Source organism: Psychromonas saccharinae, from assembly GCF_051201515.1.
Lineage (GTDB): Bacteria > Pseudomonadota > Gammaproteobacteria > Enterobacterales > Psychromonadaceae > Psychromonas.
Genome location: NZ_CP195153.1, coordinates 3,115,098 through 3,139,585, shown reverse-complemented (window position 1 = coordinate 3,139,585; position 24,488 = coordinate 3,115,098). Strand labels below are relative to the sequence as shown.

Sequence of the window (24,488 nt, the reverse complement as noted above, 5' to 3'; positions counted from 1 at the left end):
GCACTCTTTTGATTACACCTTTCTTTTTCGACTTAGCCATTTCTTTGAAACGCTAAATCGCCAGCATGCCCGAAATATAAAATACCCTAGCAACGATGATGATAATCCAAGTATAAAACATCCTAACATTAAGGAAGGGGCAATTGTTTCAAAGGTTGATACCAACCAATGAAATGATAATTGGAAATGAAAGTGCACCGGAGGTTCATGCAGTAACCAAGCACCTAGACGATACGCGCCATAAAACAGTGGCGGCATAGTGAGTGGGTTAGAAAGCCAAACTAATGCGACAGAAATAGGCAAATTAACCGTAAAAAATATAGCGATAACAGCTGCAAGTATCATTTGAAAAGGGATTGGCATCCACGCACAAAAAAGACCAACGGCTGCTGCGCCTGCTGCACTTCTGCGATTTAAATGCCATAGGTTAGGGTTCTGAAATGCATTGCCAAAATGTTTAAAATATGGATGAGCTTTTAATATTTCAGGTTTAGGCGAAAAACGCTTAATAAAATTTTTTGGCATATAATTAGGGTTTATTGTTAATTAATTCGGATAATAATGCGCATATTTGTATGGTTTACAATTGCCATTTTTATATCAACTGTTTTCTGGCCTCAGTTGATAGATAGCAATGGGCTTCTCTACTGCTTACTACTTAGTGTCGGCTTATTAATGGTGCCTCGTGCACGCTATCTTGCCATTGTGCCATTTATTGCAATTTATTTTACCTGCTATGTTAATTTAACACTAACAGGTTCATTACCCATCCCTGATACTTTAAAGCAGCATTTACCGTTAGTTAATGACACTTCTTTACAGGCACTGTCGGATGGTGAAAATCACGCTGTTATTGTGCAAGTTAATTCGTTAATAAACCAGAAAAATAAAAGTTATTTTACCGCTAAATTACTCGATATTGATAATAATCATTTAAAATATTCGCCTTTGATCGAAATGCGGTGGTATAAACCGGATATTATTGTTCAGGAAGGTGAAATCCATCAATTTATTATTCGTCTTAAGCCGGTTTACGGTTACGCTAATCCAGGCGGATTCGATCGTCAAAAATGGCGTTACTCGCAACATATTGCTTATCAAGCCAGTGTTAAAGAGCACATTGCGCGTATTTCAGCTGACATTTCTTTACGTGCAAGATTTTACCAGAAAATTAAACATCTAACAGATGCATTTGATAATCAAGGTATTCTATTAGCACTTTCTTTTGCAGATAAGACGTTGATCAGTTTAGAAAAAAAAGAACTAATTCAACAATTAGCTATTTCTCACCTTTTTGCTATTTCAGGCTTGCACATTGGGCTACTATTTTCTCTGTTGTATTTTATCATCCATATATTAATCACACGGATACTGCCTAGTCAGTTTTTAGGATGGGGAACCTGGCGTTTAGTTAACTTAACGGCATTAAGTGGAGCATTTTTTTATGCTTATTTAGCGGGATTTTCACTGCCGACACAACGTGCTTTTTTAATGTTGTTATTGGGTGTGGTGGTGTTGTCCATGAAGCGTAGATGTGGGCTAGTTGACCTGTTAAGTATGGCTTTATTAGCTATTTTATTATGGGATCCGCTTGCCATTTTAAGTATCAGTTTATGGATGTCTTTTTTAGCCGTATCGATTATTTTAATGGTGCTGTGGCGTTTTCCCGTTGTGAGCCAGGGGCGCGAAAATACAAAGCGCCAATTGCCATGGATGAAAGTAAAGAGATATATTAAATTTTTAATATTAATTCAACTTGCACTAACTATATTGATGTTACCCATGCAATTAATGAGCTTTTCTGCTTTTAATTGGTTATCACCGTTGATTAATTTTGTTGCTGTCCCGCTTTTCTCATTAATAATTATTCCATTAATATTATTGGGATGTTTCTTGTCTGTTGTATCGGAAAGCTTAGCCTTAGTATTTTTAATACCTGCAGACTATTTAATTTCATTATTTTTTGAATTATTTGCTAGAGCCGAGCAATTCTATTCTTATTTTTCAGTCTTTAGTGCTGAAAATAATATATTAATCATGAGCCTTATTTTGGTGGTTATTCTTGTCTATTTTCAAACCAAGCATAAGTTGATTAATTTTTTCTTTGCAGTTATTTATATTCTCACGCTAGCTGTTACATTATGGCAAAAAAATCATCAGTCATATTCACCATGGTATGTTGAGGTATTTGATATTGGGCAGGGATTAGCTGTATTAATTCGTACTCAAGACAAGGTGTTACTGTATGATAGTGGGCCTCGATATCCTTCTGGATATTCAACGGCATCGACGGTCGTGTTGCCTTATTTGCAATCCCTTGGAATTGAGCATTTAGACTACTTTGTGATTAGTCATAGTGATATTGATCATGCGGGTGGAGTCAGTGTTATTAGTGAAAAGGTGTCTATCGGTCAACTGTTACTCGGTGAGCCATTAACCCATGATTCAATTAATAAAGATATAAATACGCAATTTTGCCATGCAGGACAATCTTGGTTATTGGGAGAATTGAACGTGGATGTATTCGCGCCTTATAAATTAACCAATAATAACAATAATAATTCCTGTGTACTTCGCATTAGTGATACAGAGCTAGCGGTTTTATTAACTGGCGATATTGAGAAAAAACAAGAGGCTATCTTAATGGAAAAACATCAAGATAATTTAATAAGTAATATACTTTTGGCTCCTCACCATGGCAGTAAGCACTCATCGAGTGAAGGGTTTATTGCTAGTGTAAAACCTCAATGGGTTGTATTTAGTGCTGGCTTTCTTAATCGCTGGAAATTTCCTGCCGAAGAAGTAAAAGTACGTTATAAAAATCAATCTGTTAAGATGGTCAATACTGGACTGAATGGATTCATTCGATTTAAAATGGAAAAAGAGCATATTCAGATGCAAACATATAGAGAAGATCTTGCGCCTTATTGGTATCATCATCTTTTTTCTCTGTAACATTAATCATGGGTACATTCATGGAAAATACCGAAAATAATAGCTGGCAGATTTTTAAGCGTTTAGTGGGCTATGTCAAAGAGTTTAAATTAGGGTTAGTAGGGGCTGTTATCGGCATGCTTGGATACGCAGCTGTAGATGCTACGTTTGTGTATTCCATTAAACCATTGATGGATGAAGGGTTGACCGGGGCTAATCCCAGTGTGTTAACTTTTATGCCATTTTTTGTCATTCTTATTGTTGCTGCACGTGGTGTTGCTGCTTTCTTGAGTTCCTATTGTATGGCATGGGTAGGTAATAATGTTGTTATGAAGCTTCAAAGGGAGTTATTTAATCATTTAATGTTATTGCCCATTAGCTTTTTTGATAAAACCAATACTGGTGATTTGCTTTCAAAAATAACCTACGACGCAAACCAAGTGTCTAATGCTGCAAGTAATGCGATGGTTAAAATTTTTCGAGAGGGCGCAACGGTTATTGCCATGGTCATTATGATGTTTATTCAGAGTTGGCAGTTATCCCTCGTTTTTTTATTAATTGCACCGATTGTTGGCATTGCAATTAATATAGTAAGTAAACGCTTTAGGAAAATAAGTAAAAATCTACAAAGTGTGATGGGGTCAATTACAACATCATCTGAACAGATGTTGAAGGGACACAAAGAAGTCTTAATGTTTGGTGGTCAGCCAGTAGAAAGCAAAAAATTTGATAAAGTGAGCAACTCGGTTCGCTCGCAACGGATGAAGATGGCGAGTGCGTCAGCAATTAGTGTTCCTGTTATTCAAAGTCTTGCATCATTGGCCTTGGCTTTAGTGCTGTATCTTGCTACTTATCCTGGCATTATGGATGACTTAACACCGGGCACTTTTACCGTCATTATTACTTCTATGATGATGCTAATGAAACCGATTAAAGCCGTGACTCAAGTTAATAATGAAATACAACGAGGTATTACGGCAAGTCACAGTTTATTTACGATTCTTGATCTTGAGTCAGCTAAAGATAAAGGACAAAGTGAAACGGAACGTGCCAAAGGCGATATTGAATTACACGATGTTACTTTCAGTTACCCAACGGCGGAAAAACCGGCCTTAAATCAAGTTAGTTTTAAGGTAAACGCAGGTCAAACCGTTGCTTTAGTAGGACGTTCAGGTAGTGGTAAATCAACTATTGCTAATTTATTAACTCGTTTTTACGACATTGATAGCGGTGAGATAACCCTTGATGGTGTCAATATTGAAGATTACACCCTTGCTTCCTTACGAAATCAAGTTGCGGTGGTATCGCAAAATGTGCATTTATTTAATGATACTATTGCGCATAATATTGCCTATGCATGCGAAGATAAATATTCAAAAGAAGATATTATTAAAGCGGCTGAAACAGCGCACGCAATGGAATTTATTAATCGTTTTCCAGAGGGATTAGATACGATTATTGGTGAAAATGGCGCAATGTTGTCGGGTGGACAACGTCAACGACTCGCAATTGCGCGTGCTTTATTGCGTGATTCCCCAATTTTGATTTTAGACGAAGCAACCTCTGCACTCGATACTGAATCTGAACGTCATATTCAATCGGCACTTGATGAATTACAAAAGAATCGTACCTCGATTGTTATTGCACATCGTCTGTCTACCATCGAGCACGCAGATCAGATCTTAGTTATTGATCAGGGTAAAGTTGTTGAAGCGGGGACGCATGCTCAGTTATTGGAAAAACAGGCAATTTATTACAGTTTAAGTCGTATGCAATCGGCTGGAGAGTTGTAATGGGATTTTGGTACCAAGCAACACCTTTGTGGAGCTGGATTTTATACCCTATTTCATTACTTTTTTTTGGTGTCGCAGCCTGTAGACGTTGGATGTTTAGCATCGGTTTACTTAAAAGTAGTAAAAATAAATTACCGGTGATCGTTGTCGGTAATATTTCTGTCGGTGGAAATGGTAAAACGCCCTTTGTTATTTGGTTATGTGAATTACTTGTTAAGCAAGGTTATCGTCCTGGGATTGTCAGTCGTGGTTATGGTGGAAAGAGTGATACTTATCCATTGTTGTTAGATGAGCAAACGAATGGACAGCAGGCGGGTGATGAGCCGGTGATGATTTTTAAACGCTTAGGGCTTCCCGTTGTCGTTGATCCAATTAGAAGCCGTGCGGCAGCCTATTTATCTGAACATAACCTTGCTGATATTATAATTACCGATGACGGTTTGCAGCACTATGCTCTTCAGCGTGATATAGAGATCGTGGTCGTTGATGGTAAGAGGCGTTTTGGTAACGCCCACCTAATGCCAATGGGGCCACTTAGAGAACCTTTATCTCGTTTAAAAGAGGTTGACTTTATTATTAATAATGGCGAGGAATGTGAAGGGGAGTTTACTATGTTGCTGCAGCCTGATCATTGCCTGACAGTCGATGGGCAGTCTCGCACATTACCACATGGATGCACGATTAATGCCTGTGCCGCGATAGGTTACCCACAACGTTTTTTTGATACGTTAGAACATCAACAGTTTGTGTTGAATAAAACCGTGTCATTTGCTGATCATCACCTTTATCGTGCCGAAGATTTTAGTCAATTTGATAAAAGCACACCACTCTTGATGACTGAGAAAGATGCCGTCAAGTGTATCGCATTTGCACAGGAAAATTGGTGGTATTTACCCATTTCAGCTGAGTTACCCACTGCCCTTGAACAACAGTTACTAGAAAAGATTAAGGAAATACAATGATAGATATTAAATTGCTAGATATTATCGCTTGTCCAATTTGTAAAGGAAAATTAGCGTTTAATAAAGAAACTAATGAGCTTATCTGTAAATATGATCATTTAGCGTATCCCATTGTTGATGGTATTCCTGCGTTATTACAAACTCGTGCTCGCCGTATTTCACCCGATGAGGAAATCTACTAATGTCTTTTATTGTGGTGATTCCATCACGTTATCAATCCACACGACTTCCTGCAAAACCACTTGCTGATATTTTGGGTAAAACCATGATTGAACGGGTTGCTGAGCAGGCGATTAAAAGCGGGGCAAAGCAGGTTATTGTTGCTACGGATGATCAACGCATTGTCGATGCATTAGCACATGTGGACAATATTGATGTGTGCATGACGGCTAAAGACCATGAGTCAGGGACGGATAGATTAGCTGAAGTATGCCAACAATATCAATTTTCTAACGATGAAATTATCGTTAACGTTCAAGGTGATGAGCCTTTGATTCCACCGACTGTGATTAGTCAGGTTGCAAAAAACTTGTTGGAAAATAAGCAAGCAAGTGTGGCAACGCTGAGCGCTCCGATTGATGATTTTGCGGATGTATTTAATATTAATGCAGTTAAAGTTGTTGCAGATAAAAATAATATGGCATTGTATTTCAGTCGTGCAACGATTCCGTGGGATCGGGAAGGTTTTAACCAACAAAGTCAGCAAGATAAACATGTTGATATGTCACAATTACAGCGTCATATCGGGATTTATGCTTATCGTGTTAATTTTCTTGCTCAGTATGCGCAATTGTCGGTTTCACCATTAGAATTGATTGAAAAACTTGAGCAGTTACGTGTCCTATGGCATGGTTTTAAAATTCATGTAGAACAAGCCTGTGACATTCCGCCTGCTGGGGTTGATACTAGCGATGATTTACAACGCGTTATTGATTACTTATCAAATTAAGGGAAGTGATGAAAATTAAACTGTTACTTGTTTTTTGTTTTGGTCTTATGCTGACTGCCTGTGGTGATGAACGTCCAGATCGTCTTGCAAGCAATATCAAAACGGCAGGTGTTTTGATCGATAATTTAGGCGAAACACTGGAAACGAATGCAATACATAATACGACGATCCTGCGTGAGTATGCGAAGATACTCAGTAGTGAGCGACCGGAACTTAAACCGCTTCTGCAACAATTAAGTCGCGATGCTGAAAAAGACGGGCCGTTATATCAAAGTTTGGTAAAACGATTAAACACCCTTAAAGAGCAACCCGCGATAATCGGTGATATTGAAGCTCAATTGTACGAAAGCGAAACATTGATCGAGGCATCGGATCCGAATCTATTTAATGATTTATTGTCCGATTCAATTAATGTTATTGCCGATATGTCCGATGGTAAATTAGCCCGGGTGAATGCGATTAGCAAGCAAACGAGTTTGCAAGCTAATGGTGCTGAAGATAATGGAGCAGGTAGCCAGTTAATTGGTAATCCACAATACGGTAATTGGCAAACGAATAGTAGTGGTGCTTCATTTTGGCAGTGGTATGGAATGTATGCAATGTTTTCAGCACTGTCGCCACGACCAGTGTATTACGACCGTTGGTCATCTAATCGAGATTATAGCTATTACAGTGATTATGGACGTAATCGTTATACTTCTCCGCAACAGATGAAATCGCAGAATGATTTAGAAACGAAAACTAAAAAACAGTTTGCGAATAAAGGTGGTTTTAAAAGCCCCTATGCGAAATCAAAATCAGGCGCAAGTCGTATGTCTAGCTCAAGTCAGCGAGCACAAAAATCGACCTCATTTTCAGGGAAATCAAGTTATTCAAAATCAAAATCATCGAGTAGCTTTAGAAACAGTTCATCCACGACTTCTCGTGGTATCAGTCGTGGCAAATAGGGTATAAATATGAATGAATTAATAGAAGCATTATCGAATAGTAGTGGGCTTTTTGGTTATTTACTGATTGATATGGCCGTTGCAATTTTATTATTGGGTGGTATCCGTTTTACTATGGGTATTATTGGTAAAATAGATACGACAGACGAGCTTTCTAAAAAGGATAATTTTGCCTATGGCGTTAGTATGGCCGGTGGTGTTGCTGCGATGGGAATTGCCTTAAGTGGTGCAATTACTGGAGAATTAGCTGGCTCTTATCTGATTGAGTTATTCGGCATGCTTGTTTATGGTTTTGTTGGATTATTATTGATTAAAGCCGGGCGGTACATTCACGATAAATTTGCCTTGCCGCAATTTAATAAGCAAGAACAGATATTACAGCGTAATCTTTCCGTGGGCATTGTCGATGGCGCCTCAGTTATCGCTACTGCAATTGTCGTTCGCGCAGCTTTGATTTGGGTTGAAGGTATTGATATACAGACATTTATTGCACTTATTTCGGCATGGATTGTTTCACAGATTATGTTAGTACTAATAACACGTGTATTCGAATGGCGTTTTGCGCGTAATAATGGTGTAACCTTTCAGGCTCGTTTAGAAAGCGGTCAGCTTGCGTTAGCCATTCGATATAGCGGTTATTTAATTTCAACTGCGATGTCGGTGACTGCTGCAAGTTATTTTATTATTTATGACGCACAGAATATTTGGAATGGTATTTTGCAGTGGGCGTTAATGAGTCTTTTATTAATGATTGCACTGACACTTTTAACTGGTTTAGCGAAACGAATTGTATTGTGGGGAATTGATCGCCGCGAAGAAGTCGAAGATCAGGAGAATATTGGTATTGCTACCATTGAATTAGCCACATCCTTCTCTATTGCGTTATTGTTAATGGCGTTAATGTCTTAAAAACAGCACCGAGTTGCTAGCTTCGAAAATATAAAGTTCGAAGCTCGTTATTCGTCGCTCTGAGCTTGTATCTGGCCATCATTTGACGATGGCCTTTTTGTTTTAATTCGGAAATTTAATGTACGATTCTAAAAAAATAAAACTATTGCTAGATGATAGTTTGTTAATACTGATCATGGCGACATTAGCTTGTTGTGGTTTGATTTATGAGTATTTATTATCCCATTATTCTGCACGTATTTTAGGCAGTGTTGAAACGGTTATTTATGCCATTATTGGTATTATGATTGTGTCGATGGGGCTAGGCGCTTTTGCCGCAAAACATGTAAAAGATGCGTTTCAAGGGTTTGTTGTTTTAGAGTTAGTCGTTGCCTTTATTGGTTGTAGTGCAACGCTTTTTATTGCCTCTATTATTGGCTTTAGCCAAACCTTACCGCATCTTATTGCTGATACCTATCAAATTCCTGCAGATGTTCTACCGGTTGGTGGGATTCTTTCCAAAATTACTTGGATGAGTACGCGACTTCCCTATTTTTTCGCTTTTATACTGGGTTTCTTAATCGGAATGGAAATACCGTTAATCGCGCGTATTCGTGAAACTGTTTATGGTTATCATTTAGCCCATAATGCGGGGACAATTTACGGTGCTGATTATATTGGAGCGGGAATTGGGGCTGCTATTTGGGTGATGTTTATGTTGCATCTTGAAATAAGCCAAGCTGCCGCATTAACTGCAACCCTAAATCTTATCGCTGGATTTATTTTTTTAGTGCGTTTTCGTAAACGTATTCGATTTATTAAAGTGATGTTGTTCGGGCATTTATTGCTGACTTGCCTGGTTATTGCTGTTTTCCAATATGGGGGAGCATGGCAACGACATATGCAAAATATGCTGTATTTAGATAAAGTGGTATATCAAACCCAAACGCCTTATCAAAATCTTGTTTTTACTCAGCGCCAACTTGGTGGGGGATTAGCCCCTATTTATAACTTTTATATTAATGGTCGATTACAATTTTCTAGTTTAGATGAACAAATTTATCATGAGTTTCTTGTGCATCCTGCTATGCAAATCTCTCAGAAGCACGATAATATTTTAATTATTGGTGGTGGTGATGGATTAGCCTTGCGTGAAGTTTTAAAATGGCATCCTAAACAGGTCACTTTAATTGATCTCGATCCTAACTTAGTCGCTTTATTCAAAACCCCCGAAGCTGCTTTGCCCGATTTTTTAGCGACTAAAATTCATCAACTTAATCAAGATAGTTTTTCAGATCCACGTGTGAACGTTATTAACGATGATGCTTTTATTGCAATCGATAAACTATTACAACAGAAACAATTGTTTGACGCTATTATCGTAGATTTACCGGATCCAAGCCATCCAGACCTTAATAAAATGTACAGTGTTAATTTTTATTATCGGCTTGCTCATTTACTCAGCATGGATGGGGCCTTTGTTATTCAATCGACCTCTCCATTTCATGCTAAAAGTGCATTTATTTCGATTGCTAAAACCGTTAAAGCAGCAAATTTTTCTGCCGTTGAACAATACCATCAAAATGTGCCCTCATTTGGCGAGTGGGGATGGACAATTGCCACTAAATCCGGTGGAAGTCCTAGTCAGCGTCTTAAAGAATTTAATAAAATTGATGTTAATACAAATTGGTTAACGAAAGATTTAGCACAGGCTTCATTTATTTTTAATCGGCATTTTTATGACAATATCAATGACATAAAAGTGAATTACCTCGGGACGAATCAATTGTATCAATATCATCAGAAAGCCTGGGAAAGGGAAACTGAATTATCACAATAATCGTTAACTATCTATTGATTTTAAAACTGGTTATACTTCACGGTTAAATAATTTGACTTATGTTAAGAAGGAATAATAAAGCGTGTTTGAATTTCCAAAATTCACTAAAAACAGTGTAAAAAATGATGTGTTATCGGGTTTAACCGTAGCGCTTGCTCTTGTGCCTGAAGCGGTGGCATTTGCATTTGTGGCGGGTGTTGATCCGATGATTGGTTTGTACGCTGCCTTTATGGTGGGTTTGGTGACCTCAATCTTTGGTGGACGCCCTGGTATGATATCCGGGGCAACGGGGGCAATGGCCGTTGTTATGGTCTCGCTTGTTAGTGTCCAAGGTGTGCAATATCTTTTTGCTGCTGTATTGCTAGCCGGTTTGTTTCAAATGTTATTTGGTGTATTGCGTTTCGGTAAATTTATTCGAATGGTGCCACACTCGGTCATGATTGGCTTTGTCAATGGATTAGCGATTGTTATTTTTCTTGCCCAACTTGGCCAATTTAAAGTTAAAAATGCACAAGGTGGTTTTGAGTGGTTACAGGGACCTCCGCTTTACATCATGTTAGGTTTAGTGTTGCTAACCATGGCTATTATTCATTACTTACCGAAACTGACTACCGCTGTTCCTTCAACGTTGGTTGCCATTGTCGTTGTTACTTTATTGGTGTATTTCGTACCGGCATTAGATACGCGTACAGTAGTGGACTTCCTTCGTTCTATGTCTGGTGATGAAAATGCAACCATTGCAGGTAGTTTACCTACTTTTGCATTGCCTGCTGTGCCATTTTCATTGGAAACGCTTGAAATTATCTTACCTTATTCATTGATCCTTGCAGCTGTTGGCTTGATTGAATCATTACTTACCTTGACCGTTGTTGATGAAATGACAAATACCCGTGGTCGTGCCAATAAAGAGTGTATTGCTCAAGGTGCGTCTAATATGGTTAATGGTGTATTCGGTGGTATGGGTGGTTGTGCCATGATTGGTCAATCGATGATTAATATTAACTCTGGCGGACGTGGTCGTCTATCGGGTATTACTGCTGCATTAGGTTTGCTTGCCTTTATACTTTTCGCTTCAGGTTTAATTGAAGTTGTGCCATTGGCTGCATTGGTCGGTGTAATGTTTATTGTGGTTTTAGGTACTTTTGAATGGGCTTCATTTAAAATGATGCGTAATGTACCTAAAAAAGATGCCTTTGTTATCGTTTTGGTGAGTGCTGTTACGGTTATGACTGATTTAGCGATTGCGGTATTTGTTGGTGTTATTGTTTCTGCATTGGTGTTTGCTTGGCAGCATGCGCGTCATATTCACGCAATTAGTGATATTAACGAAGCGGGTGATGAAAAAGTGTATCGTGTTAATGGTCCTTTATTTTTCGGTTCAGTGAGTAACTTTTTGGAATTATTTGATGTGACCAGTGATCCTGAGTGTGTGATTGTTGATTTTGTTGGCTCGCGTGTGGCAGACCATTCTGCTATTGAAGCGATTAGTGTATTAAATGAGCGTTATACACGTGAAGGTAAACGTCTGCATATTCGTCATTTGAGTCGTGATTGTCGAGAGTTATTACGTCGGGCGGGGATACTGGTAGAAATTAACTTAATTGAAGACCCTTCTTATAAAGTAGCTTCGGATATATTGTCTTAAGTTAGCCGCAAGATAAAAAAACAGGTCAATGACCTGTTTTTATTTGTTTGAAATACGCGTTGGATAATAAATTTCGTCTTCCTTGGTGCGCTGTGTATTTGTTTTAGCATTCCATAATGAAAACCAAATATGTTGTTGACGTAAATTCTTCTTTTTATGCTTCATTTTTTTGCTCCTATTTTATTTTGTGATGGTTAATCTAGAGGATTAATATTACAAACAAATGACAATGATTAACTTTCACTAGTCAGTGATTAATAACATGAAGATATAATTATTTATATCAAGTCTTTTTGGTGTTTTTATCTATTAAATATACAATATGTTACAAAATAAATTCCACGAAAAATAAATATTTTATCTATATTTTTTAAACTCTTAGATTGTTGAATAATAAAATTGATTTAGATTATTTAAGGGTAAATATTTACTATTTTTATCGAGGTTAATTCTGTAAAATTTGCAGTCATTAATAAAGTTAAATAGAATCTCAAAAATTGTTGTACTAGTTCATGTTTCTTATTTCTTTATATAACAATATAGCTACATATTGAGAAAAAAGATGTAAACTACGCCACTTAATTATGTCCTAGCTACTTGGAAATAGGAATGTATTTCCAAGTCGTTGGAGTGAAATTAATTTTCAATACCACGTGATGGATAAATACGACTAGACTACTAGGGTCGTATCATTGGTCACACCAAAATTTAAAATAATAGTGCAGGTTATTTGAAGGTTGTTTTTCAAATCCTGCGTAATAATCAATTTATGTAAATTAGTCGAGGTAATTAATGATTAAAAAGATCGGAGTATTAACAAGTGGTGGGGATGCCCCAGGCATGAACTCAGCAGTACGTGCTGTTGTGCGTTGTTGTCTTGGGAATGATATCGAAGTATATGGTATTCATGATGGTTATGCTGGACTTCATCAAGATAAAATCGAAAAAATGAACCGTAGTTCAGTTTCCGATATTATTAACCGTGGTGGTACGGTATTAGGTAGTGCACGTTTTCCTGAGTTTAAAGAAGTAAAAGTGCGTGAAGAAGCAATTAAAAATCTAGAAAAACATGGTATTGAAGCACTTGTTGTTATTGGTGGTGATGGATCATACATGGGCGCTAAAAAACTCAGTGAAATGGGCTATCCCTGTATTGGTATTCCTGGCACGATTGATAATGATATCGCGGGGACGGATTACACTATCGGGTTTATGACTTGTTTAAATACCGTTGTTGATGCTGTTGACCGTTTGCGTGACACTTCTTCTTCTCACAACCGTACTTCTATTGTTGAAATTATGGGCCGTCATTGTGGTGATTTAACGCTTTGGGCAAGTATTGCTGGTGGTAGTGAATACGTTATCGTTCCTGAAATTGATTTCAATGTTGATGATCTATTAGCACAAATTAAATCTGGTCAGGAAAAAGGCAAAAAGCATGCAATTATTGCTATTACTGAACATGTTACTAATGTGCATGAATTAGCTAAAACGATTGAAGCTAAAACGGGTTCAGAAACACGTGCAACGGTACTTGGTCATATTCAGCGTGGTGGTGCTCCAATGGCATTTGACCGTGTTTTAGCAAGCCGTATGGGTGCTAAAGCCGTTGCGTTGTTAATGGAAGGCAAGAGTGCTCGTTGTATTGGTATTCAAAATAATAAATTAGTTGATCATGATATCATCGAATGTTTGGAAGAGATGCAACGTCCATTCCGTCAAGATCTGTACAATTTATCTCAAGCACTATTCTAGGAATAATTGCTTTAACACTTTATTATGTTAGTGACTCGAATTAACATGATGTTGATAATATTTAAAGCCTGCCTCTGGTAGGCTTTTTGTTATCTATCCATAAATAAAGGAACTAAAAATGACAAATTCGACTAACCCTTTTGAGCCATTGATGGAAATATATCAACATGAGGAAGTAAAAAAAACAATCAGACCGGCCCATGAGTTAGTGGGTTTTTTGTGTTGCATTGCTGCTTCTCCTAAGCCATTAGCGTTAGATGAATGGTTTCCTAACTTATGGAAAGATGGGATAGATCCTTCCTTTGCAGACGAAACGTTAGCGGTGGACTTTGCTACGGCGGTATTAGCTTCTTATGAATGTTGTTTGTTTAGTTATCGTGAGTTTTCTCATTTACTTCTGCCAACCAATGATTGGCTAGATACTGATGCTAATCCAACGGAGCAAGCAAGTCTTTTTGCTGCGGGCTATCTATCTGCTTTTACATTAACGGAAAGTCATTGGCAGAATTTAAATTTAACACCGGATTCTAATACCGAAAAATTATTACAAACAACGATGTTACTACTTAGTAAAATGGCCTCACCAAATACGATTGAGCCAGAAATGAAAGCCTTGTTTGATGAATTACCTGATATGCCTGATATTGTCGATATTTTAGCGCAATTGCTAACCACCCTCGGTAATGTTTCAGTGTCGATTGATGACGATGATGAGTGAATACAATAGCGGAAAGATAAGCTTTTATGCGGATTACTTCTCATTAGTTTTTGAAAATGACGATTTCATTGTTATTAATAAGCAAGCGGATATTAACTTTCATAGTGAAGATGGTGAGTTTGGTGTTGTGGTTGCCGCTGAAAAGGCATTAGGATGCAAACTTTATAGCGTGCATCGTCTAGATAAAATGACTTCAGGTATTATTTTGTTGGCTAAATCTCCACAGATTGCAGCGCAATTGACGTTATTATTTACTGAACATTCGATCCAAAAGTATTATTTAGCAATTTCAGATAAAAAACCTAAAAAGAAACAAGGGTTGGTAAAAGGTGGGATGGAAAAGTCGCGCCGTGGAATGTGGAAATTAACAAAACAGAAAGATAATTTAGCGATTACACAGTTTTTTAGCCGTAGCTTAGGGGATGGGTTGCGTGTTTTTCTTATTAAACCTCAAACGGGTAAAACTCATCAAATTAGGGTCGCATTGAAAAGTGTCGGGAGTCCGGTATGCGGGGATCCGCTTTATGCTGAAAAACTGAATCATTATGACCGTGGTTATCTGCATGCCTATCAGATTGATTTTACTTTGAATGGCGACGATTATAGTTTTTACTGTGAGCCGCAAAAGGGGCATTTATTCAACTGCGAAGGTTATGTAAAAACAATTAACGAAGTAGGCAACTTCGCATTACTCAATTGGCCTAAAGTATAACGGCTTTTACCCGCCGTTATACTGATCAGATTAAGCAAATTCTGTCCAAATAGGTGCATGATCCGACGGTTTTTCAATACCACGTAATTCGTAATCAATGCCCGCATCAATGGTTTTATCCGCTAGTTTTTGGGTCGCTAAAATAACATCAATACGTAAACCACGGTTATCATCAAATCCTCGTGAACGGTAATCGAACCAACTAAATTGATCATCGACTTCTGGGTTTAATAGACGGAATGTATCGCTAAAACCAAAACTCATTAATTTAGCCAGCCATTCGCGCTCTTCGGGTAAAAAGCTACATTTTTTAGTTTGTAACCAACGTTTAGCGTTATGATCGCCAATACCAATATCTAAATCTAATGGTGAAATATTAATATCACCCATCACAATAACGTTATCGTCACTGCTATGGTGAGTTTCTAGGTAAGTATTTAGATCAAGGTAGAACTGACGTTTATAAGGGTATTTAGTCTCGTGGGTTTGATTTTCCCCCTGAGGAAAGTAACCATTTAAGATCTGAACGGGTTCACCTTGTTCATTTTCAGTTGTTACCATGATCATGCGTTTTTGGTGTTCTTCGTTATCCGTCGGAAAACCATATTGTACTGCTGTGGGTTCTTTTTTACATAGCATTGCCACGCCGTAGTGGGCTTTTTGGCCGTGATAATAAACATGGTATCCCATTGCTTCAACCGCTTTCACGGGAAATGCATCATTATCAACTTTGATTTCCTGTAAGCCAATTACATCGGGTTGGTGTTTGTCGATAATGGCTTGTAATTGATGAAGACGAGCGCGTAGCCCGTTGATATTGAATGAGATAACTTTCATAGAAAAACGCCTTAATAGGAATAAATATTAAGGCTGAATGTACCTTGCTAAAGCAGATAACTCAATAGAGTGGAGGAGAAATTAGCTTAATGTGGCTAAAACATGATGTAGATGATCTACGGTTTCGAGTCCGCTGTCGGTTAAATACCCACCATCTGGTTGGCTAATTAATCCTTTTTCAAATAGTGATTTTGCGGAATTTACGATTTCAGGGCTGGCATCATTATGAATTTTAATACCTTCTAATTGTGATTTTTGTGGGAACTTCGCTAATAATTTAATTTCGTCGAATAGTGTATCTTGGTAGTTTTTAATCATTATTATTCACCTTATTTAATAGACAGTTAAAATATATAATCATAATTTCCCTTGAAATTGCAAACACTAGTATTGGTGAATCAGGGCTGGATCATGGTATTGATAAAAACAGCTAAAAATTATGAAACCACTTCAAATTATCGCAAGCTATTTAACAATGATAAAATTTGTTGGCTATGCATTTTTGTAAAACGAATAAGCATCGCACTGGATGTTTGCATGAGTAACTGATTCTTGGCTAATGCTGCACTTTCGGCTGCGAAGTCAGTGTCTAAAATACGCGAACGTGACGCTTCGCTATTAATTGACATCGTTTCAAGGTGACTGATCGTATAGGCTAAACGGTTTTGTTGAGCACCGTAGCTTGCCCGTTCATTGGTTATCTGCTGTAACGCATTATCAATGATGTTAAGACTGTCAGAAACGCCTTCTGGATTTAATACATTAATATTTTTCTGGGTCGTTTTAAATCCAGTTTCTTCATTTAACCCTATTTTTGTTAACACATTAAGTTGTTCTGTTTGATTATCTAGGCCACCACTGATTGTTATCGCATTTTCTTCTGATTCAAAAGAGAGTGTGCCATGGTAATGTGTTGAACCGATTCCAGTTTGTAAAAGATTAGTTTCAGATTGTTCAATGCTAATATCTGCGCCAGAACGGGATGTTATCGATAATTCGCCTTGTTCTGTTTCACTTGCGATAATATCTGTATTAGCCAACTGTAAATTAATCTGTTCAATGATTTCATTTATATTTTGAGAGTTAGTTAGATCAATGTCGATATCGTTAATTTTAATACCTGTTGAACTACTTGGTGATTGAGTAAAATTAGGCGGTGGTAATACAATTTGATTAATGGCATGCACGGTTACATTTGTTTTATCAGATAATTGATTGAATGCATTGGCAATATCCGTCGCGCTGGAAATTGGTTGGTTAATATCTAGTGCATAACCATTAATCATTATTTGATCCGAATAAGTGATGGGATCTCCTGTCAAACTTACACCCTGTAACTTATTGATCGTTTCAGTTTGATGTAAACCTAATTGTGAATAATTTAAATCACCGATATCAAGTGTGATATTGCCTCCCTCAAGGCCAATATTAAAACCATGTTGACGTTCAGAAAATAATTTAATCCCATTAAATTGAGTTTGATTCATCATGTTTTCAATGCTGTTTGATAACATTGTTATTTCATTGGCTATTGCCATTCGGTTATCCTGAGAATTAGTATCGTTACCTGCTTGTACCGTCAGTTCTCGCATACGTTGCAATACATTCGTCGTTTCACCTAAGGTACCTTCGGCAACCTGCAATAAACTGATGCCGTCATTTGCATTACGAATAGATTGATTGTAACCACGAATTTGTGATGTCATTCCAGCGGTGATCGCAAGCCCCGCAGCATCATCACTTGCGCTATTCACACGTAATCCGGAGGATAGTCTTTGCATGCTCGTTGATGCATTACTCTGCGCTAAATTCAATTGCGTCATTGCAAACATTGGCATGCTGCTATTTAACTTGATGGGCATATTTTATCGATAATAATGTCCTGAATAATAACAAATAGGGAGATAATTAACTTATCGGCAGCGTGAAAAAAAACTTAATTATTGAAACGAGAAGTATAAAGGCTGATAAATGGATCAGGATTGGTAACCGTTAGGTATCTGAAATATAATCGTTTTTATATTGTTATTTAAAACATGGGGTAATAAGGTGTGAATCACAAAAATATATTCTCCTATTATAGAGATTGCTATAAAGAAGATAGTGCCGATCTTAACCTTTGGAATTTAAATAAATTAAAGCGCGCCGATCGTTTCATTTTACAGGGACAAGACGATTTAGGCTGTGGTTTTCTTTCTCGATTACCAATACCGGAAGCATTTGCAGAACCAATGATGAAGCAGGTTGAAATTTATCAACGTGAACGTGTTTTATTGTATGTGAGTTTTATGCTAGTCGGAAAACTTGATATAAAGGGAGAAGAAAAACAGGTTGTTTCACCTCTATTATATAACGAAGCGGTTATTGAGAAGGAGGCCGATTGCTATTACTTTTCGGTTAATAGTCAAACACCAGAGGTTAACGAATCTTTAGTCCAAGTCTTGATGCCTGAAGGTGACCGTCAGCCTAATATGGCGTATTCCGATCGTATTCAATCGCCTGCGTTATGGACCTCTTTTTTAAAGAATAGTCCATTGCAATTAGATTTATTATCTCTGCTTCGTTTTCCTAAACTATCGACATCATCTGACATTAAAAAAGCACTTAAAGCAAGTTCGCCGACACTTTTGCCCGTTTCAATGTTGGTATTTGTAGAACGTTCGGTTAGTAGCAGGGGCGTTATTCATGAGTTAGATGAAATAATTGAGGGTGAAAATTTCTCCAAGCCACTGCTGAATTTAGCCTCTGCTCAACACCAACAGAATCAGTCTATTCCTGTAAAATATGATTATTTGCCTGGTTTATTGTCTACTCCTCAAAAGAAAATTATTTCGATTGCGGCAAATGCCGACCTTGGTTGTGTTTCTGGACCGCCAGGCACAGGAAAAAGTTATACTATTGCTGCGGTTGCTGCAGAACATATGGCGAGGGGACAATCTGTACTTATCGTCGCAAATAATGATGTCGCGTTAGATGTTATCGCTGAAAAACTGGCAACTAACTTTGGTTTAAATGACGTTTCTTTACGAGCGGGTCAAAAAGCATTTTTAAAAAAATTAAAAAGTTATATAGCAGATTTACTGGCTGGATACTTGACCGAGGAGGAATTAAAAGAGCCTAAGGAAATTGAGTCTGAATTAAAGTTGCTTAATCACTCCCTTGGTTTGTTAGAAACCAAGTTTGTGAAGTTTTGCCATAAAGCAATTATCAGAGGGCAGCGTTTAAGACGTGTAGAGCAAAAAAATATGCAATGGTTAAAACGGTTTTATTTAGCTATCGCAGGAAGAGGAATACGCGAGTTATCTCAACATTGGCGAGCATTAGACGAAATAAATTTACAATTGATTAACCGTGAAGCATTAGCCAGTGATTACCTTAATATATTAAAAAATAAAAATTTACGGACATTTGTTGAATCAAACAGAAAATCACTTCAAGCATTTAATAAAGCTATTCGGAGTCGTACTTCTAAAAGGCAGTTTGAGTTATTTTCCGATATTGAATTTTCTGCATTACTGTCAGCGTTTCCTATCTGGCTAGTCAGCTTAAATACGTTATATCGCGTATTACCGCTTCAAAAAGAACTCTTTGATTTGGTTATTATTGATGAAGCAACTCAGTGCAATATTAGTAGCTGTATTCCCGCATTATATCGTGCTAAAAGAGCATTAATTGTTGGAGATACCAAACAGTTAAGACATTATTCATTTCTAGCCAAAAGTAAAGAATTACAATTAATGGCTAAAAATAATATTAGCGCTTCAGAAGAGGGGGTAATGAGTTATCGCGAGAATGCTATTTTAGATTTAACATTGAATGCCTTAAGTAGCCAAAAACAACTCGCGTTTTTGGATGAACATTTCCGAAGTAAACCGGAATTGATTCATTTTAGTAATCAGCAATTTTATCAAAATAAATTAAAAGTGATGCAGCATCGCCCCAGCACAAGTAGTGGTCATTTACATGTACATCGGATTAATGGTTTTCGTGATAAATTTGGCGTGAACCGAATAGAGGCAGGCGAAGTCATTGCGACTATTCAACGGATTATTAGTGAACAAATGACAGCCGGTATAGAGCATAGTATTGGTGTGATTTCTCCTTTTCGGAATCAAGCTGATTATATTGCAAAGGAAATTGCCATTACGTTTAGTGAATCAGTGATCACTCAATACAAAATAAGAGTCGCAACGCCCTATGGTTTTCAGGGCGAAGAGCGCGATATTATGCTTATATCATTTAGTCTCGATAATGAGTCAAAAAGGGCTGCAGCTTATCTCAATAAAGCGGATGTTTTTAATGTGGCCATAACACGTGCGCGCCAACAGCAATATCTCTTTATTTCTCTAAATGAAAAACAGTTACCAGAACATAACTTATTAAGACTGTATTTGAGTTCGATAAATACGTACCAAATTAATCATTCAATGTCGCCATCTATCGACGATTTCCAGCGATGTGTTACTGCAGATTTAAATAATCATAATATTGAAACATGGTTAGGGTATGCAATAGCAGGTATCGATATTGATGTTTTATGTTGTTATCAAGGCCAATATTTAGCATTGGATTTAATTGGTTATCCTGGGCCATGGGCTGATTATTTTGAATTTAATACCTATAAATTATTTAAACGAGCGGGGGTGGATGTGTTACCAATTAGTTATGGATTATGGGTGACGGATAAAGCCAGTTGCCTACGCGAGATTATGAATAAATTGAATATATCCATATAAGAAATTTACATAAAGTATAATATTTTCAAGGCATTATAAGTGTTATAAATAGCGTTTAAGTGTATGTTTAACGGTGCGTTTATTTATATAAGTTGATTAATCCTCGTGATAATTTTTATGTTTACGACTATGTCACTAAATTGATTAATGAAATTTGCAAACTTAAATTTCAGTCTCCCAACGAAAAATTAGAAAGCATCAGTATGAGTAATATTGATCATCCTAGTTTGTATGAAACGGCTAATTTATTCGTAAGGTGTGAATGGTAATAAATATGAAAAATAAGAAAATAGTGTTATCTGTGGTTATTGTTGCTCTTATTACATTAATATCAATGGCTTTATTTTTCGCCAATGAAAAAAATAAGAATGATGAGTATGTAAAAGCTATTGTAAAAGAAGCATTTTCAGATAACGAAGCGACAAGAAATAATGCAAAAGAAAAACTAGCATTATTAGCAAAAAATGGGAATCCTACTGCTCAATATCGTTATGGCGAAATCTTGTCTAGAGAAAACGATATGAAAAATTCTTTGTATTTTATTGAGTTAGCCTCTGAAGCCGGTGTATTAAAGTCAACTGAACTGTTAGGTATACTTTATTTAAAAAGTAAAAAAAATGAAGAACAATTAAAAGGGTTTAACTTATTAAACCAGACAGCAGAAAAAGGTTTATCGCTTAGTCAAGGTTATCTTGGAGGTTGCTTGCAGAATGGTCGATGTTCTCTGCCAAAAAATGAGTATTTAGCTTTTTATTGGCTTAGTTTAGCGGCTGAAAATGGTGAGACAGATGCTGGGTTTCGTTTAAAAATAGGGAAAATAAAAGAAGTAGAGATAAGTAGCCAAAGAACAAAAGAAGAAACTCAAAAAGTAATTTGTGAGATTGCCCCATCATCTAAAGATTGTATTCGATAACAATATTTTTTTATATTATAAGCCATCTAATTGGTGGTTTTTTATCACATATTAATAGCAGTCGAGATGAAAACGGTCAGTTTGATTAGTGCTACATTATAAGATCACCAATAATTATTAGACAATGCTTATTAAAGTAATAACGTGTTATAAAATATAGGGATATGCTAGGAAATATTTGTTAATTTATTTTATTTAAATAAAAGGACATATATGTTACATCTAATGAAATTGAAATTTATATATGGGTTTCTAATCGGTTTTTTTATTGTGTTAGTTATTTTAACAATGAAAAATTCTCCAACGGTTATGCCTGTACAAAGTTTATTATATAATTCATTCTTAGTCGGCACTGCTTGTGGTTTATTCTTTACTTTTATTCAATTGCTTTTTTGTATTATCTCAAATGTCGATGATGACGAGAGTTACGTGAATTCAAGTTCAAATAACTATATTGATGATAACTATGATGGTAGTGGTGATGGAATGAGCGATAATTAATCATAATTGTTAAGGCAATTATGGATATTTTACCTCTCACTGGGTTTGGTTGAGTATTATGTATTGATATGGATTTAAGCCTGTTATAAACAGTAAATAATTTGAGAAAAATTTAATCTATGAAAATAACAGATATTAGTATCGCAATTGTAAAAAATACGGACAAACAATTTTTAATTAGCTTACGCGCTAAAGATGCTCATCAAGGTGGGAAATGGGAGTTTCCAGGCGGTAAAGTTGAACAGGGTGAACAACCAGAACAGGCGATGTGCCGAGAGTTACTTGAAGAGGTCGGAATAACCGCCATTGATTATCAATTGTTAGAAACCAAGTTTTTTGATTATGGAGATGCGGCCCTTAATTTACATTTTTATTTAGTAGCTGGTTTTACCGGTATTGCGCAAGGTAAGGAAGGCCAGCCTATTAAATGGGTGAGTAGAGAAGGGTTAGCTGACTATGATTTTCCTAAGGCAAATCAAAGTGTTATTGATATCCTTTAATTCTCTTCGCGTATGCGCATAAAGCTGGCAAATCGCGGTACATTATTTTTGGTTTTACCAATATATTGATAAGTGATAGTTGAGCCAATAGCAGGGGGATTTTCACGCTCATGATCGCTAAATCCAGTGCCTATTTTGAAGATAATACCATCTGTTGTTTTCACTCGTAATGCTCCGAGTCGTGCTGCATTTCGCCCTTTACCGGGAAGATGTGCAAGTACAATGGCTTCTGCATCTTGATATTTTTTTAGTTTCATTAAATCTTTGCTGCGTTTAGCCTGATAATACGCTTCTCCTCGGTGTAACATTAACCCTTCTCCACCCTCCTTGAGTATCGTCTCTAATAACGCTTGTAGCTGAGAATTATTGGTTACTTTTTGTTGGGGAATCATTTGTAAATAAGGGGAGTCGGTTTGATTAACAATATTTTTCATTTGTCGAATACGTTCACTAAAAGTATCTTTCGACGCAGGCATATCAAAGATCATAAAAGTGATTTTTTGCCAATCCTGTTCGCTGGCATTGAATTGGCGAACGATACCAGAAACGAGTTCAAATTGTTCGCGACCAATCCATAACTCACCATCCAGTGGAATGTCGGGAAAGTGTTGCGTAAACCATTTAGGCGCATTGAAAATATTACCTTGACGAGAAATAAGGTTGGTACCATTCCAATAACCGCGCACACCATCAAGTTTTTCACTGATCCAATATTGCTGAATATCAATATCATCTTTATAAATACTCGCAAGTTGAATGTTGGGCGGGGCTGCTGCTTGGCTGAGCGATGAAAAGGCAAATAAAATAACGAAGATAAAATAAAAGCGCATAAAAAAACCTCCTAAATAAAAGTGTAAGTTTAGGAGGCTTTAGGTAATTTGGTAGGTTTGTTTATTTATTCAACAAATCGCATTGAAAGATCAACTGCTTGGACGTGTTTAGTGAGTGCGCCAACGGAAATGTAATCAACGCCTGTTTGTGCATAACTAAGGATAGTCTGGCTGTTAACGTTGCCCGACACTTCAAGCGCTGCTGTTTTATTTCTTTCATTATTGATTGCAACGGCTTCAACCATCATTGGAATGGTAAAGTTATCAAGCATAATACGTTGCGCACCAGCTTCTAATGCTGCTTTTAATTCAGTGATACTTTCAACTTCAACTTCAACCCATCGTTCCGGATGCTGTTGATTTGCGATTGCAACTGCCTGAGCAATGCCGCCGCAAGCAAGAATATGATTTTCTTTGATTAAATAGGCATCGTATAAACCAATGCGGTGATTATGACCACCACCACATAACACTGCATATTTAGAAGCGTTACGTAAGCCTGGTAAGGTCTTCCGTGTATCAAGCAGCTTACAATTAGTGCTGGATATTAAGTCCATATATGCTTTAACTTTTGTGGAAATACCCGATAAGGTCTGAATAAAATTAAGTGCAGTGCGTTCCCCTGTTAGTAAGGTTCGCGCAGGGCCTTCTAAGGTAAATAACGTATCGTTTGGTTTAATAATATCACCGTCTTTTACTGACCAAGTGATGGTGACATCATCTCCTAGTTGACGAAATACCTCTTCGGTCCATTCCTTTCCACAAAATACGGCATCTTCTCGAGTAATAACCATCGCTTTTGCTTGTTTACCTTCGGGAATTAAATGTGCTGTAATATCGCCTTCGGTAGCGGATAATCCATTTAAATCTTCGTGTAATGCTATTTTAACACTCTGTGTAATTTCGTCTTGAACCATGATGTTTTCCAGAAAAACGATGAAAAAGTAGATATTACCTGCAATGACTTGTGAATAGCAATGATCTCTAGCGTGAACTCTTATAAAATAGGGCCAATAATAAAGTAGAGG

23 protein-coding genes are annotated in these 24,488 nt (G+C 37.0%); 16 read left to right on the top strand and 7 right to left on the bottom strand.

Going from position 1 to position 24,488, the window contains the following annotated elements; all coding sequences use genetic code 11:
- Positions 1-12 precede the first annotated feature (12 nt).
- Positions 13-525: a DUF2062 domain-containing protein gene (locus ACR30L_RS14000; protein WP_435234866.1), complete on the bottom strand. Its 513-nt coding sequence runs from the start codon at positions 523-525 to the stop codon at positions 13-15.
- Positions 526-561: 36 nt separating this feature from the next.
- Between ACR30L_RS14000 and ACR30L_RS13995 the strand changes: the two genes are divergently transcribed.
- The 9 genes from ACR30L_RS13995 (at position 562) to ACR30L_RS13955 (ending at position 11,958) form a co-directional block, all read left to right on the top strand.
- On the top strand, positions 562-2,955 hold the full coding sequence (locus ACR30L_RS13995) for a DNA internalization-related competence protein ComEC/Rec2 (protein ID WP_435234865.1): 2,394 nt from the start codon (positions 562-564) through the stop codon (positions 2,953-2,955).
- Positions 2,956-2,975: 20 nt separating this feature from the next.
- The gene (gene msbA, locus ACR30L_RS13990) at positions 2,976-4,727 is read left to right on the top strand and encodes a lipid A ABC transporter ATP-binding protein/permease MsbA (RefSeq protein WP_435234864.1); all 1,752 of its coding nucleotides are present in this window, start codon (positions 2,976-2,978) and stop codon (positions 4,725-4,727) included.
- Positions 4,727-5,689, top strand: a complete 963-nt coding sequence (gene lpxK, locus ACR30L_RS13985; RefSeq protein WP_435234863.1) for a tetraacyldisaccharide 4'-kinase — start codon at positions 4,727-4,729, stop codon at positions 5,687-5,689. Before msbA ends, lpxK begins: the two co-directional genes overlap by 1 nt.
- Positions 5,686-5,871: a Trm112 family protein gene (locus ACR30L_RS13980; RefSeq protein WP_435234862.1), complete on the top strand. Its 186-nt coding sequence runs from the start codon at positions 5,686-5,688 to the stop codon at positions 5,869-5,871. Before lpxK ends, ACR30L_RS13980 begins: the two co-directional genes overlap by 4 nt.
- Positions 5,871-6,638: a 3-deoxy-manno-octulosonate cytidylyltransferase gene (kdsB, locus tag ACR30L_RS13975; RefSeq protein ID WP_435234861.1), complete on the top strand. Its 768-nt coding sequence runs from the start codon at positions 5,871-5,873 to the stop codon at positions 6,636-6,638. The genes ACR30L_RS13980 and kdsB overlap by 1 nt, the downstream gene beginning before the upstream one ends.
- 8 nt (positions 6,639-6,646) lie before the next feature.
- Positions 6,647-7,585, top strand: a complete 939-nt coding sequence (locus ACR30L_RS13970; RefSeq protein WP_435234860.1) for a hypothetical protein — start codon at positions 6,647-6,649, stop codon at positions 7,583-7,585.
- Positions 7,586-7,594: 9 nt separating this feature from the next.
- Positions 7,595-8,494, top strand: a complete 900-nt coding sequence (locus tag ACR30L_RS13965) for a DUF350 domain-containing protein (protein WP_435234859.1) — start codon at positions 7,595-7,597, stop codon at positions 8,492-8,494.
- 118 nt (positions 8,495-8,612) lie between these two features.
- Positions 8,613-10,313: a polyamine aminopropyltransferase gene (locus ACR30L_RS13960; RefSeq protein WP_435234858.1), complete on the top strand. Its 1,701-nt coding sequence runs from the start codon at positions 8,613-8,615 to the stop codon at positions 10,311-10,313.
- 82 nt (positions 10,314-10,395) lie between these two features.
- Entirely contained in the window at positions 10,396-11,958 is a 1,563-nt protein-coding gene (locus ACR30L_RS13955) for a SulP family inorganic anion transporter (protein ID WP_435234857.1), read from the top strand.
- A 39-nt stretch (positions 11,959-11,997) separates the two neighbouring features.
- Here ACR30L_RS13955 and ACR30L_RS13950 read toward each other — a convergent pair whose 3' ends face one another.
- The gene (locus tag ACR30L_RS13950; protein WP_435234856.1) at positions 11,998-12,123 is read right to left on the bottom strand and encodes a hypothetical protein; all 126 of its coding nucleotides are present in this window, start codon (positions 12,121-12,123) and stop codon (positions 11,998-12,000) included.
- A 627-nt stretch (positions 12,124-12,750) separates the two neighbouring features.
- Between ACR30L_RS13950 and pfkA the strand changes: the two genes are divergently transcribed.
- The 3 genes from pfkA to ACR30L_RS13935 all read left to right on the top strand — a co-directional run bounded on the left by pfkA (position 12,751) and on the right by ACR30L_RS13935 (position 15,143).
- A complete protein-coding gene (gene pfkA / locus ACR30L_RS13945) occupies positions 12,751-13,713 on the top strand; it encodes a 6-phosphofructokinase (RefSeq protein ID WP_435234855.1) in 963 nt (320 codons plus the stop codon).
- A 118-nt stretch (positions 13,714-13,831) separates the two neighbouring features.
- Complete coding sequence (locus ACR30L_RS13940; RefSeq protein ID WP_435234854.1) at positions 13,832-14,431, top strand: UPF0149 family protein; 600 nt, start codon at positions 13,832-13,834, stop codon at positions 14,429-14,431.
- Positions 14,421-15,143 (top strand): TIGR01621 family pseudouridine synthase, encoded by a 723-nt coding sequence (locus ACR30L_RS13935; RefSeq protein ID WP_435234853.1) that lies wholly within the window; start codon positions 14,421-14,423, stop codon positions 15,141-15,143. Before ACR30L_RS13940 ends, ACR30L_RS13935 begins: the two co-directional genes overlap by 11 nt.
- A 30-nt stretch (positions 15,144-15,173) precedes the next feature.
- Here ACR30L_RS13935 and xthA read toward each other — a convergent pair whose 3' ends face one another.
- From xthA to ACR30L_RS13920, 3 genes are all read right to left on the bottom strand, one after another.
- Entirely contained in the window at positions 15,174-15,980 is an 807-nt protein-coding gene (gene xthA, locus ACR30L_RS13930) for an exodeoxyribonuclease III (RefSeq protein ID WP_435234852.1), read from the bottom strand.
- A gap of 81 nt (positions 15,981-16,061) precedes the next feature.
- Positions 16,062-16,298, bottom strand: coding sequence for a TIGR02647 family protein (locus tag ACR30L_RS13925; protein ID WP_435234851.1), 237 nt, complete (start codon positions 16,296-16,298; stop codon positions 16,062-16,064).
- Positions 16,299-16,435: 137 nt separating this feature from the next.
- The gene (locus ACR30L_RS13920) at positions 16,436-17,842 is read right to left on the bottom strand and encodes a flagellin (RefSeq protein WP_435234850.1); all 1,407 of its coding nucleotides are present in this window, start codon (positions 17,840-17,842) and stop codon (positions 16,436-16,438) included.
- 189 nt (positions 17,843-18,031) lie between these two features.
- Between ACR30L_RS13920 and ACR30L_RS13915 the strand changes: the two genes are divergently transcribed.
- The 4 genes from ACR30L_RS13915 to mutT all read left to right on the top strand — a co-directional run bounded on the left by ACR30L_RS13915 (position 18,032) and on the right by mutT (position 22,630).
- The gene (locus tag ACR30L_RS13915; protein WP_435234849.1) at positions 18,032-20,716 is read left to right on the top strand and encodes a DEAD/DEAH box helicase; all 2,685 of its coding nucleotides are present in this window, start codon (positions 18,032-18,034) and stop codon (positions 20,714-20,716) included.
- 274 nt (positions 20,717-20,990) lie between these two features.
- Positions 20,991-21,629 carry a hypothetical protein gene (locus ACR30L_RS13910; protein ID WP_435234848.1) on the top strand — a complete coding sequence of 213 codons (639 nt, stop codon included), beginning with the start codon at positions 20,991-20,993 and terminating at the stop codon, positions 21,627-21,629.
- A 288-nt stretch (positions 21,630-21,917) separates the two neighbouring features.
- Positions 21,918-22,130 carry a hypothetical protein gene (locus tag ACR30L_RS13905; RefSeq protein ID WP_435234847.1) on the top strand — a complete coding sequence of 71 codons (213 nt, stop codon included), beginning with the start codon at positions 21,918-21,920 and terminating at the stop codon, positions 22,128-22,130.
- Between the two features lie 119 nt (positions 22,131-22,249).
- Entirely contained in the window at positions 22,250-22,630 is a 381-nt protein-coding gene (mutT, locus tag ACR30L_RS13900) for an 8-oxo-dGTP diphosphatase MutT (protein ID WP_435234846.1), read from the top strand.
- On the opposite strand, the gene ACR30L_RS13895 is transcribed toward mutT, so the two are convergent.
- Positions 22,627-23,460 (bottom strand): DNA ligase, encoded by an 834-nt coding sequence (locus ACR30L_RS13895; RefSeq protein ID WP_435234845.1) that lies wholly within the window; start codon positions 23,458-23,460, stop codon positions 22,627-22,629. The genes mutT and ACR30L_RS13895 overlap by 4 nt on opposite strands.
- 65 nt (positions 23,461-23,525) lie before the next feature.
- Positions 23,526-24,377: a carboxylating nicotinate-nucleotide diphosphorylase gene (gene nadC, locus ACR30L_RS13890; protein WP_435234844.1), complete on the bottom strand. Its 852-nt coding sequence runs from the start codon at positions 24,375-24,377 to the stop codon at positions 23,526-23,528.
- Positions 24,378-24,488: the final 111 nt, after the last annotated feature.